Origin of the sequence: Roseateles sp. L2-2, assembly GCF_050613215.1 — a bacterium.
Classification (GTDB): Bacteria; Pseudomonadota; Gammaproteobacteria; order Burkholderiales; family Burkholderiaceae_C; genus Roseateles; species Roseateles noduli.
Map to the genome: position 1 here is coordinate 5,111,799 of NZ_CP192509.1, position 13,506 is coordinate 5,125,304.

General features: G+C 54.8%; 2 protein-coding genes, 4 tRNA genes and 5 rRNA genes. All 11 read right to left on the bottom strand.

Going from position 1 to position 13,506, the window contains the following annotated elements; translation table 11 throughout:
* Nucleotides 1–58: 58 nt before the first annotated feature.
* A 23S ribosomal RNA gene (locus ACQZ13_RS22825) occupies nt 59–2,939 on the bottom strand.
* A gap of 305 nt (nt 2,940–3,244) precedes the next feature.
* A tRNA-Ala gene (locus ACQZ13_RS22830) sits at nt 3,245–3,320 on the bottom strand.
* Nucleotides 3,321–3,338: 18 nt separating this feature from the next.
* Nucleotides 3,339–3,415 (bottom strand) — tRNA-Ile (locus ACQZ13_RS22835).
* 180 nt (nt 3,416–3,595) lie between these two features.
* Nucleotides 3,596–5,124: ribosomal RNA gene (locus tag ACQZ13_RS22840) — 16S ribosomal RNA — on the bottom strand.
* Between the two features lie 390 nt (nt 5,125–5,514).
* A 5S ribosomal RNA gene (rrf, locus tag ACQZ13_RS22845) occupies nt 5,515–5,627 on the bottom strand.
* Between the two features lie 168 nt (nt 5,628–5,795).
* Nucleotides 5,796–8,676 (bottom strand): 23S ribosomal RNA (locus tag ACQZ13_RS22850).
* Between the two features lie 305 nt (nt 8,677–8,981).
* Nucleotides 8,982–9,057, bottom strand: a tRNA-Ala gene (locus tag ACQZ13_RS22855).
* A gap of 18 nt (nt 9,058–9,075) precedes the next feature.
* Nucleotides 9,076–9,152 (bottom strand) — tRNA-Ile (locus ACQZ13_RS22860).
* A 180-nt stretch (nt 9,153–9,332) separates the two neighbouring features.
* A 16S ribosomal RNA gene (locus tag ACQZ13_RS22865) occupies nt 9,333–10,861 on the bottom strand.
* Together the 16S, 23S and 5S rRNA genes with 4 tRNA genes alongside form the textbook arrangement of a ribosomal RNA operon.
* 579 nt (nt 10,862–11,440) lie before the next feature.
* A complete protein-coding gene (locus tag ACQZ13_RS22870; RefSeq protein WP_088408712.1) occupies nt 11,441–12,949 on the bottom strand; it encodes a tripartite tricarboxylate transporter permease in 1,509 nt (502 codons plus the stop codon).
* 10 nt (nt 12,950–12,959) lie between these two features.
* Complete coding sequence (locus tag ACQZ13_RS22875; protein ID WP_431048208.1) at nt 12,960–13,427, bottom strand: tripartite tricarboxylate transporter TctB family protein; 468 nt, start codon at nt 13,425–13,427, stop codon at nt 12,960–12,962.
* Nucleotides 13,428–13,506: the final 79 nt, after the last annotated feature.

Genomic DNA, 13,506 nt, shown 5'->3' on the forward strand with positions numbered 1-13,506 from the left:
CGGGATGGGAGTTGATCTGCGTGACCACTCACCTTGACGTTTTGAGTGTCAAAGTTATAGGGTCAAGCCGCACGGGCAATTAGTACTGGTTAGCTTAACGCATTACTGCGCTTCCACACCCAGCCTATCAACGTCCTGGTCTTGAACGACCCTTCAGGGGGCTCTAGGCCCCGGCAAGACTCATCTTGAGACGAGTTTCCCGCTTAGATGCTTTCAGCGGTTATCTCTTCCGCACTTAGCTACTCGGCGATGCCACTGGCGTGACAACCGATACACCAGAGGTGCGTCCACTCCGGTCCTCTCGTACTAGGAGCAGGCTCTCTCAATCTTGCAGCGCCCACGGAAGATAGGGACCAAACTGTCTCACGACGTTTTAAACCCAGCTCACGTACCTCTTTAAATGGCGAACAGCCATACCCTTGGGACCGGCTACAGCCCCAGGATGAGATGAGCCGACATCGAGGTGCCAAACACCGCCGTCGATATGAACTCTTGGGCGGTATCAGCCTGTTATCCCCAGAGTACCTTTTATCCGTTGAGCGATGGCCCTTCCATACAGAACCACCGGATCACTTTGTCCTACTTTCGTACCTGCTCGACTTGTCAGTCTCGCAGTCAAGCACGCTTATGCCAATGCACTATCAACACGATTTCCGACCGTATTTAGCGTACCTTCGAACTCCTCCGTTACACTTTGGGAGGAGACCGCCCCAGTCAAACTGCCCACCATACACTGTCCCCAACCCGGATAACGGGCCAAGGTTAGAACCTCAAACACACCAGGGTGGTATTTCAACGTTGGCTCCACCTGATCTAGCGACCAGGTTTCAAAGCCTCCCACCTATCCTACACAGATCTGTTCAAAGTCCAATGTAAAGCTACAGTAAAGGTTCATGGGGTCTTTCCGTCTTTCCGCGGGGAGATTGCATCATCACAAACATTTCAACTTCGCTGAGTCTCTGGAGGAGACAGTGTGGCCATCATTACTCCATTCGTGCAGGTCGGAACTTACCCGACAAGGAATTTCGCTACCTTAGGACCGTTATAGTTACGGCCGCCGTTTACTGGGACTTCAGTCAAGAGCTTGCACCCCATCATTTAATCTTCCAGCACCGGGCAGGAGTCACACCCTATACGTCGACTTTCGTCTTTGCAGAGTGCTGTGTTTTTAATAAACAGTTGCAGCCACCGATTCTCTGCGGCCTCATTGGGCTAACCAAGTAAATGGATCACCTACTAAAGGCACACCTTCTTCCGAAGTTACGGTGTCAATTTGCCGAGTTCCTTCTCCAGAGTTCTCTCAAGCGCCTTAGAATACTCATCTCGCGCACCAGTGTCGGTTTGCGGTACGGTCGTCAATAGCTGAAGCTTAGTGGCTTTTCCTGGAAGCAGGGTATCACTCACTTCGTCTGCAAGCAGACTCGTTATCACCCCTCATCTAAGCCCGGCGGATTTGCCTACCAGGCACGACTACAGGCTTGAACCGGGACATCCAACACCCGGCTGAGCTAACCTTCTCCGTCCCCACATCGCACTATTGATCGGTACAGGAATATTGACCTGTTTCCCATCAGCTACGCATCTCTGCCTCGCCTTAGGGGCCGACTCACCCTACGCCGATGAACGTTGCGTAGGAAACCTTGCGCTTTCGGCGAGGGGGCTTTTCACCCCCTTTAACGCTACTCATGTCAGCATTCGCACTTCTGATACCTCCAGCAGGCCTCACGACCCACCTTCACAGGCGTACAGAACGCTCTCCTACCACGCACAGTAAACTGTGCATCCGCAGCTTCGGTAACTGGCTTAGCCCCGTTACATCTTCCGCGCAGGACGACTCGATCAGTGAGCTATTACGCTTTCTTTAAATGATGGCTGCTTCTAAGCCAACATCCTGACTGTTTTAGCCTTCCCACTTCGTTTCCCACTTAGCCAATTTTAGGGACCTTAGCTGGCGGTCTGGGTTGTTTCCCTCTTGAGTCCGGACGTTAGCACCCGGTGCTCTGTCTCCCAAGCTGTACTCTTCGGTATTCGGAGTTTGCATAGGTTTGGTAAGTCGCCATGACCCCCTAGCCTAAACAGTGCTCTACCCCCGAAGGTAATACTTGAGGCACTACCTAAATAGTTTTCGGAGAGAACCAGCTATCTCCAGGTTTGTTTAGCCTTTCACCCCTATCCACAGCTCATCCGCTAGTTTTGCAACACTAGTCGGTTCGGACCTCCAGCACCTGTTACGGTACCTTCATCCTGGCCATGGATAGATCACCTGGTTTCGGGTCTACACCCAGCGACTGAATCGCCCTATTCGGACTCGATTTCTCTACGGCTACCCTATTCGGTTAACCTCGCCACTGAATGTAAGTCGCTGACCCATTATACAAAAGGTACGCAGTCACCCTTGCGGGCTCCTACTTTTTGTATGCATGCGGTTTCAGGATCTATTTCACTCCCCTCCCGGGGTTCTTTTCGCCTTTCCCTCACGGTACTTGTTCACTATCGGTCGATTACGAGTATTTAGCCTTGGAGGATGGTCCCCCCATATTCAGACAGGATTTCACGTGTCCCGCCCTACTCTATTCGTGCCTAGTTCCACAATCGACATTTCTCATACGGGGCTATCACCCGCTATGGCCGGACTTTCCATTCCGTTCTGATATGCCAACTGCTAAAACACGAGGGCTACTCCGATTTCGCTCGCCACTACTTTCGGAATCTCGGTTGATGTCTTTTCCTCGAGCTACTGAGATGTTTCAGTTCACCCGGTTCGCCTCGCACACCTATGTATTCAGTGTGCGATACCTCTAAACGAGGTGGGTTTCCCCATTCGGAAATCTCCGGATCAAAGCTTATTTGCCAGCTCCCCGAAGCTTATCGCAGGCTATCACGTCCTTCGTCGCCTGTAATCGCCAAGGCATCCACCACATGCACTTAGTCACTTGACCCTATAACTTTGACATCCGCAGATGTCGTCAAGGACAGATGCTCAACAACTTGAGCATTTATTTGAGTATCACGCGTTCGCCGTTCTTCAATTTCTACTCTTTTCAGAGTTGAAGTTTGTTGACGCAATCAAATGTCGCTGGCGGCACGGTGCCGGTCACCCCTTTACGAGTGCCCAGGCTTTCCGCCAGCAACGCTGATTCGACTCTACGAATTGTTAAAGAACAACAGCCGACTTAAAAAGTCGAGACTGGCAAACCACAACAGCGCTTGTCCGCTGCTGTGGTTTGCCACCCTGTGAAGTGATTGGTGGAGGATGACGGGATCGAACCGACGACCCCCTGCTTGCAAAGCAGGTGCTCTCCCAGCTGAGCTAATCCCCCAGATCTTGACGATCATCGTGGTGGGTCTGGCTGGATTCGAACCAGCGACCCCCGCCTTATCAAGACGGTGCTCTAACCGACTGAGCTACAGACCCACGCGTTTCTTGCGTGCTCCTGCAATCGCGCCAACCGGCAAGGCCAGCTCGCCAGGCTCACGCGTTTTCTCACTCACTGTTGTGTGTCTACAGCCGATAAGTGTGGGCGCGCTGAACTCGCTTATGTGGACTCGACTCAATTCTCTGACCTAAGCCAGACAACGGTCTCGTCATCTCTAGAAAGGAGGTGATCCAGCCGCACCTTCCGATACGGCTACCTTGTTACGACTTCACCCCAGTCACGAACCCTGCCGTGGTAATCGCCCCCCTTGCGGTTAGGCTAACTACTTCTGGCAGAACCCGCTCCCATGGTGTGACGGGCGGTGTGTACAAGACCCGGGAACGTATTCACCGCGGCAAGCTGATCCGCGATTACTAGCGATTCCGACTTCACGCAGTCGAGTTGCAGACTGCGATCCGGACTACGACCGGGTTTCTGGGATTAGCTCCCCCTCGCGGGTTGGCAGCCCTCTGTCCCGGCCATTGTATGACGTGTGTAGCCCTACCCATAAGGGCCATGATGACCTGACGTCATCCCCACCTTCCTCCGGTTTGTCACCGGCAGTCTCATTAGAGTGCCCTTTCGTAGCAACTAATGACAAGGGTTGCGCTCGTTGCGGGACTTAACCCAACATCTCACGACACGAGCTGACGACGGCCATGCAGCACCTGTGTCCAGGTTCTCTTTCGAGCACTCCCACATCTCTGCAGGATTCCTGGCATGTCAAGGGTAGGTAAGGTTTTTCGCGTTGCATCGAATTAAACCACATCATCCACCGCTTGTGCGGGTCCCCGTCAATTCCTTTGAGTTTCAACCTTGCGGCCGTACTCCCCAGGCGGTCAACTTCACGCGTTAGCTACGTTACTGAGAAGAAACCCTCCCAACAACCAGTTGACATCGTTTAGGGCGTGGACTACCAGGGTATCTAATCCTGTTTGCTCCCCACGCTTTCGTGCATGAGCGTCAGTACAGGTCCAGGGGATTGCCTTCGCCATCGGTGTTCCTCCGCATATCTACGCATTTCACTGCTACACGCGGAATTCCATCCCCCTCTACCGTACTCTAGCCATGCAGTCACAAATGCAGTTCCCAGGTTGAGCCCGGGGATTTCACATCTGTCTTGCATAACCGCCTGCGCACGCTTTACGCCCAGTAATTCCGATTAACGCTTGCACCCTACGTATTACCGCGGCTGCTGGCACGTAGTTAGCCGGTGCTTATTCTTCAGGTACCGTCATGAACCCCCAGTATTAGTAGGAGTCTTTTCTTCCCTGACAAAAGCGGTTTACAACCCGAAGGCCTTCTTCCCGCACGCGGCATGGCTGGATCAGGGTTGCCCCCATTGTCCAAAATTCCCCACTGCTGCCTCCCGTAGGAGTCTGGGCCGTGTCTCAGTCCCAGTGTGGCTGGTCGTCCTCTCAGACCAGCTACAGATCGTCGGCTTGGTAGGCCTTTACCCCACCAACTACCTAATCTGATATCGGCCGCTCCAATTGCGCGAGGTCTTGCGATCCCCCGCTTTCACCCTCAGGTCGTATGCGGTATTAGCTGCTCTTTCGAGCAGTTATCCCCCACAACTGGGCACGTTCCGATATATTACTCACCCGTTCGCCACTCGTCGCCAGGTTGCCCCGCGTTACCGTTCGACTTGCATGTGTAAGGCATGCCGCCAGCGTTCAATCTGAGCCAGGATCAAACTCTACAGTTCGATCTTGAATAAACTCAACGGAATCGAACAAAGACTATTTTCATAGCTTCATTCTTTCTTCCGTGAGCATCTAGCGATTTAACCTTCTCAGGTCGCTCGTCCAGACGCCCACGCTTATCGGCTGTAAATTCTTAAAGAACATCGAAGCAGCTTTCGCTCAAGGCCTCAGCCCGTCGCTTGCTTTCTTCGTCGCGTCGCTGACTTGTCGTCAGCAGCGAAGAGATGAGACTATAAACGAGTTCGTTTGAACTTGTCAAGCGTCTTTCACAATCATTCTCATGATCAGATCGACACCGTCTCAGCCTCAGAGATCAACGCTCCGCGAAGCGCTGATCTCTGCAAGCAGAGAAAGGAACGCCCGGTCATCCGACCGGGCGTCTCCGGATATTAGCCTGACGATGACCTACTTTCACACGGGAATCCGCACTATCATCGGCGCTGAGTCGTTTCACGGTCCTGTTCGGGATGGGAAGGGGTGGGACCGACTCGCTATGGTCATCAGGCTTGACTGGTTGGCTTGCTGAGGAGCTCAGCAGGCCCAATTCGGTAGAGTCAAATCAGCTTTGGTTTGATTGCGTCTTCAGGTTTGAAGAACGGTTTCGATCAGACATCCCGGGATGGGAGTTGATCTGCGTGACCACTCACCTTGACGTTTTGAGTGTCAAAGTTATAGGGTCAAGCCGCACGGGCAATTAGTACTGGTTAGCTTAACGCATTACTGCGCTTCCACACCCAGCCTATCAACGTCCTGGTCTTGAACGACCCTTCAGGGGGCTCTAGGCCCCGGCAAGACTCATCTTGAGACGAGTTTCCCGCTTAGATGCTTTCAGCGGTTATCTCTTCCGCACTTAGCTACTCGGCGATGCCACTGGCGTGACAACCGATACACCAGAGGTGCGTCCACTCCGGTCCTCTCGTACTAGGAGCAGGCTCTCTCAATCTTGCAGCGCCCACGGAAGATAGGGACCAAACTGTCTCACGACGTTTTAAACCCAGCTCACGTACCTCTTTAAATGGCGAACAGCCATACCCTTGGGACCGGCTACAGCCCCAGGATGAGATGAGCCGACATCGAGGTGCCAAACACCGCCGTCGATATGAACTCTTGGGCGGTATCAGCCTGTTATCCCCAGAGTACCTTTTATCCGTTGAGCGATGGCCCTTCCATACAGAACCACCGGATCACTTTGTCCTACTTTCGTACCTGCTCGACTTGTCAGTCTCGCAGTCAAGCACGCTTATGCCAATGCACTATCAACACGATTTCCGACCGTATTTAGCGTACCTTCGAACTCCTCCGTTACACTTTGGGAGGAGACCGCCCCAGTCAAACTGCCCACCATACACTGTCCCCAACCCGGATAACGGGCCAAGGTTAGAACCTCAAACACACCAGGGTGGTATTTCAACGTTGGCTCCACCTGATCTAGCGACCAGGTTTCAAAGCCTCCCACCTATCCTACACAGATCTGTTCAAAGTCCAATGTAAAGCTACAGTAAAGGTTCATGGGGTCTTTCCGTCTTTCCGCGGGGAGATTGCATCATCACAAACATTTCAACTTCGCTGAGTCTCTGGAGGAGACAGTGTGGCCATCATTACTCCATTCGTGCAGGTCGGAACTTACCCGACAAGGAATTTCGCTACCTTAGGACCGTTATAGTTACGGCCGCCGTTTACTGGGACTTCAGTCAAGAGCTTGCACCCCATCATTTAATCTTCCAGCACCGGGCAGGAGTCACACCCTATACGTCGACTTTCGTCTTTGCAGAGTGCTGTGTTTTTAATAAACAGTTGCAGCCACCGATTCTCTGCGGCCTCATTGGGCTAACCAAGTAAATGGATCACCTACTAAAGGCACACCTTCTTCCGAAGTTACGGTGTCAATTTGCCGAGTTCCTTCTCCAGAGTTCTCTCAAGCGCCTTAGAATACTCATCTCGCGCACCAGTGTCGGTTTGCGGTACGGTCGTCAATAGCTGAAGCTTAGTGGCTTTTCCTGGAAGCAGGGTATCACTCACTTCGTCTGCAAGCAGACTCGTTATCACCCCTCATCTAAGCCCGGCGGATTTGCCTACCAGGCACGACTACAGGCTTGAACCGGGACATCCAACACCCGGCTGAGCTAACCTTCTCCGTCCCCACATCGCACTATTGATCGGTACAGGAATATTGACCTGTTTCCCATCAGCTACGCATCTCTGCCTCGCCTTAGGGGCCGACTCACCCTACGCCGATGAACGTTGCGTAGGAAACCTTGCGCTTTCGGCGAGGGGGCTTTTCACCCCCTTTAACGCTACTCATGTCAGCATTCGCACTTCTGATACCTCCAGCAGGCCTCACGACCCACCTTCACAGGCGTACAGAACGCTCTCCTACCACGCACAGTAAACTGTGCATCCGCAGCTTCGGTAACTGGCTTAGCCCCGTTACATCTTCCGCGCAGGACGACTCGATCAGTGAGCTATTACGCTTTCTTTAAATGATGGCTGCTTCTAAGCCAACATCCTGACTGTTTTAGCCTTCCCACTTCGTTTCCCACTTAGCCAATTTTAGGGACCTTAGCTGGCGGTCTGGGTTGTTTCCCTCTTGAGTCCGGACGTTAGCACCCGGTGCTCTGTCTCCCAAGCTGTACTCTTCGGTATTCGGAGTTTGCATAGGTTTGGTAAGTCGCCATGACCCCCTAGCCTAAACAGTGCTCTACCCCCGAAGGTAATACTTGAGGCACTACCTAAATAGTTTTCGGAGAGAACCAGCTATCTCCAGGTTTGTTTAGCCTTTCACCCCTATCCACAGCTCATCCGCTAGTTTTGCAACACTAGTCGGTTCGGACCTCCAGCACCTGTTACGGTACCTTCATCCTGGCCATGGATAGATCACCTGGTTTCGGGTCTACACCCAGCGACTGAATCGCCCTATTCGGACTCGATTTCTCTACGGCTACCCTATTCGGTTAACCTCGCCACTGAATGTAAGTCGCTGACCCATTATACAAAAGGTACGCAGTCACCCTTGCGGGCTCCTACTTTTTGTATGCATGCGGTTTCAGGATCTATTTCACTCCCCTCCCGGGGTTCTTTTCGCCTTTCCCTCACGGTACTTGTTCACTATCGGTCGATTACGAGTATTTAGCCTTGGAGGATGGTCCCCCCATATTCAGACAGGATTTCACGTGTCCCGCCCTACTCTATTCGTGCCTAGTTCCACAATCGACATTTCTCATACGGGGCTATCACCCGCTATGGCCGGACTTTCCATTCCGTTCTGATATGCCAACTGCTAAAACACGAGGGCTACTCCGATTTCGCTCGCCACTACTTTCGGAATCTCGGTTGATGTCTTTTCCTCGAGCTACTGAGATGTTTCAGTTCACCCGGTTCGCCTCGCACACCTATGTATTCAGTGTGCGATACCTCTAAACGAGGTGGGTTTCCCCATTCGGAAATCTCCGGATCAAAGCTTATTTGCCAGCTCCCCGAAGCTTATCGCAGGCTATCACGTCCTTCGTCGCCTGTAATCGCCAAGGCATCCACCACATGCACTTAGTCACTTGACCCTATAACTTTGACATCCGCAGATGTCGTCAAGGACAGATGCTCAACAACTTGAGCATTTATTTGAGTATCACGCGTTCGCCGTTCTTCAATTTCTACTCTTTTCAGAGTTGAAGTTTGTTGACGCAATCAAATGTCGCTGGCGGCACGGTGCCGGTCACCCCTTTACGAGTGCCCAGGCTTTCCGCCAGCAACGCTGATTCGACTCTACGAATTGTTAAAGAACAACAGCCGACTTAAAAAGTCGAGACTGGCAAACCACAACAGCGCTTGTCCGCTGCTGTGGTTTGCCACCCTGTGAAGTGATTGGTGGAGGATGACGGGATCGAACCGACGACCCCCTGCTTGCAAAGCAGGTGCTCTCCCAGCTGAGCTAATCCCCCAGATCTTGACGATCATCGTGGTGGGTCTGGCTGGATTCGAACCAGCGACCCCCGCCTTATCAAGACGGTGCTCTAACCGACTGAGCTACAGACCCACGCGTTTCTTGCGTGCTCCTGCAATCGCGCCAACCGGCAAGGCCAGCTCGCCAGGCTCACGCGTTTTCTCACTCACTGTTGTGTGTCTACAGCCGATAAGTGTGGGCGCGCTGAACTCGCTTATGTGGACTCGACTCAATTCTCTGACCTAAGCCAGACAACGGTCTCGTCATCTCTAGAAAGGAGGTGATCCAGCCGCACCTTCCGATACGGCTACCTTGTTACGACTTCACCCCAGTCACGAACCCTGCCGTGGTAATCGCCCCCCTTGCGGTTAGGCTAACTACTTCTGGCAGAACCCGCTCCCATGGTGTGACGGGCGGTGTGTACAAGACCCGGGAACGTATTCACCGCGGCAAGCTGATCCGCGATTACTAGCGATTCCGACTTCACGCAGTCGAGTTGCAGACTGCGATCCGGACTACGACCGGGTTTCTGGGATTAGCTCCCCCTCGCGGGTTGGCAGCCCTCTGTCCCGGCCATTGTATGACGTGTGTAGCCCTACCCATAAGGGCCATGATGACCTGACGTCATCCCCACCTTCCTCCGGTTTGTCACCGGCAGTCTCATTAGAGTGCCCTTTCGTAGCAACTAATGACAAGGGTTGCGCTCGTTGCGGGACTTAACCCAACATCTCACGACACGAGCTGACGACGGCCATGCAGCACCTGTGTCCAGGTTCTCTTTCGAGCACTCCCACATCTCTGCAGGATTCCTGGCATGTCAAGGGTAGGTAAGGTTTTTCGCGTTGCATCGAATTAAACCACATCATCCACCGCTTGTGCGGGTCCCCGTCAATTCCTTTGAGTTTCAACCTTGCGGCCGTACTCCCCAGGCGGTCAACTTCACGCGTTAGCTACGTTACTGAGAAGAAACCCTCCCAACAACCAGTTGACATCGTTTAGGGCGTGGACTACCAGGGTATCTAATCCTGTTTGCTCCCCACGCTTTCGTGCATGAGCGTCAGTACAGGTCCAGGGGATTGCCTTCGCCATCGGTGTTCCTCCGCATATCTACGCATTTCACTGCTACACGCGGAATTCCATCCCCCTCTACCGTACTCTAGCCATGCAGTCACAAATGCAGTTCCCAGGTTGAGCCCGGGGATTTCACATCTGTCTTGCATAACCGCCTGCGCACGCTTTACGCCCAGTAATTCCGATTAACGCTTGCACCCTACGTATTACCGCGGCTGCTGGCACGTAGTTAGCCGGTGCTTATTCTTCAGGTACCGTCATGAACCCCCAGTATTAGTAGGAGTCTTTTCTTCCCTGACAAAAGCGGTTTACAACCCGAAGGCCTTCTTCCCGCACGCGGCATGGCTGGATCAGGGTTGCCCCCATTGTCCAAAATTCCCCACTGCTGCCTCCCGTAGGAGTCTGGGCCGTGTCTCAGTCCCAGTGTGGCTGGTCGTCCTCTCAGACCAGCTACAGATCGTCGGCTTGGTAGGCCTTTACCCCACCAACTACCTAATCTGATATCGGCCGCTCCAATTGCGCGAGGTCTTGCGATCCCCCGCTTTCACCCTCAGGTCGTATGCGGTATTAGCTGCTCTTTCGAGCAGTTATCCCCCACAACTGGGCACGTTCCGATATATTACTCACCCGTTCGCCACTCGTCGCCAGGTTGCCCCGCGTTACCGTTCGACTTGCATGTGTAAGGCATGCCGCCAGCGTTCAATCTGAGCCAGGATCAAACTCTACAGTTCGATCTTGAATAAACTCAACGGAATCGAACAAAGACTATTTTCATAGCTTCATTCTTTCTTCCGTGAGCATCTAGCGATTTAACCTTCTCAGGTCGCTCGTCCAGACGCCCACGCTTATCGGCTGTAAATTCTTAAAGAACATCGAAGCAGCTTTCGCTCAAGGCCTCAGCCCGTCGCTTGCTTTCTTCGTCGCGTCGCTGACTTGTCGTCAGCAGCGCAGAAGCGAGATTATGAACGATTTCTTTCGAATCCGTCAAGCAGTCAGAGAAATTATTTTCATCGTCGACTGCGAGAATCTCGCCGTCAATTGAAAACCGGATCAAACCCGCCCTTCAATTGACATCCCCGACAGTTCCTTCGGGGACCGCTGCAAGACAGGTGTCTGTGCAGCGAAGACAGCGACTGTAGCACGGTCTTCGAGCGGCTCGCAAGAACTACAAGGGAAAGTTGTTGACAGCTGGCCGCGTCTCGCACGGAGCCACCTTAAGCCTTTGATTCTTTTGGAGGCATACCGGCGGCTCACCAAGAAAAAAGACCCGCCGAGGCGGGTCTTCGATGAGGCTAAAGCCAGAAATCTGGTCAGTCCGCGTCCTGGAACGCTTCCTCGCGCTTGTTCTTGATGGACGGCAGCATCACCACCACCACCATCAACGCCGCGGCGATGAGCAGGCCCGCCGACAGCGGCCGCGACATGAAGGTCGTCCAGTCGCCGCGGGACAGCAACAACGCGCGACGCAGGTTCTCTTCCATCATCGGGCCGAGGATGAAGCCCAGCAGCAGCGGAGCCGCTTCGCAGCTCAGCTTGTAGAAGAGATAACCGATCACCGCGAACGCCGCCGTCATGTAGACGTCGAAGTTGTTGTTGTTCAGCGTGTAGGTACCGATGCAGCAGAAGACCGCGATCGCCGGGAACAGGAAGCGGTAGGGCACCGTGAGCAGCTTGATCCAGATGCCGATCATCGGCAGGTTCAGGATCACCAGCATCAGGTTGCCGACCCACATCGACGCGATCAGGCCCCAGAACAGTTCCGGATTGCTGGTCATGACCTGCGGACCGGGCTGGATGCCCTTGATCGTCATCGCACCGACCATCAGCGCCATCACCGCGTTGGGCGGGATGCCCAGCGTGAGCATCGGGATGAAGGAAGTCTGCGCGCCGGCGTTGTTGGCCGACTCCGGACCTGCCACGCCTTGGATGGCGCCCTTGCCGAACTTCTCCGGCGTCTTGGAGACCTTCTTCTCCAGCGTGTAGGCAGCGAACGAGGCCAGCAGCGCACCGCCGCCAGGCAGCACGCCCAGCACGGAACCCAGCGCCGTGCCGCGAAGCACCGCCGGCCACGCGTCGTGGAAGTCCTGCTTGGTCGGCCACAGACCCTTCACGCTCTTGGTGAAGACCTCGCGGTGCTCGGCCGGCTGGCCGAGGTTCGCGATGATCTCGCCGAAGCCGAAGACACCCATGGCGATCACGACGAAGTTGATGCCGTCCGTCAGCTCTGGCACGTCGAAGGAGAAGCGGGGCGTCCCTGAGATCACGTCCGTGTTGATCTGCCCGAGCAGCAGGCCCAGCACGATCATCGAGATCGCCTTGATGAGCGAGCCCGAGGCCAGCACCACCGCGCCGATCAGGCCCAGCACCATCAGCGAGAAGTACTCGGCGGGACCGAACTTGAAGGCCAGCTCAGTCAGCGGCGGCGCGAAGGCCGCGATGATGACCGTACCGACGCAGCCCGCGAAGAACGAACCCAGCCCTGCGGCCGCCAGTGCCGGACCGGCGCGACCCTGACGGGCCATCTGGTAGCCGTCGATCGCGGTCACGACCGAGGAGGACTCTCCCGGCACGTTGATCAGGATCGCGGTGGTGGAGCCGCCGTACTGCGCGCCGTAATAGATGCCGGCGAGCATGATCAGCGCCGGCGTCGCGTCCAGCGAGTAGATGGACGGCAGCAGCATCGCGATCGTCGCGACCGGGCCCAGACCCGGCAGCACGCCGATCAGGGTGCCGAGCACCGCGCCGCCGAAGGCGTACAGGAGGTTCTCCGGCGTGAACGCCGTGCCGAACCCCAACATCAGGTTGTTGATCAGATCCATGCGTGACTCCTCAGCCGCCCAGGAAGGTCGGCCAGATGGGGATCACGAGATTCAGACCCCAGATGAAGATGGCGTAGCTGCCTGCGGTCAGGACCACGCTGCTGAGCAGCGCGTCGCGCCACCGGAATTCGTCGCTGGCAAAGGAGCACATCGTGATCAGCAGCGGCAGCGTGATGATCATGCCCAGGCGCGGCAGCGCGAAGCCGAACATCACGATCGCGCCGACGACGATCAGCAGCGGCTTCCAGGCGAAAGCGCCGACGGGCTGACCGCCTTCCGATTCAATGGTGAGCGCCTTGAACACCACCACCGCCCCCATGAGGGCGAGCAGGACGCCCAGCCCGAACGGGAAGTAACCAGGCCCGGGACGGGCGGACGTGCCAAAGCTGTAGTTGATGATCGAGCCAGCCGCGAACGCGGCGCCAACGACCAAGAACATCAGCCCTGACCAGAAGTATCGTTGACTCTTGATCTTCATGGAGGGACCCTCTATCGGCTTGAATGGCCGCGATTCTAGGAATCGGGTCCCCCTCGGTGTCTGTGGTTATCACGTAAGG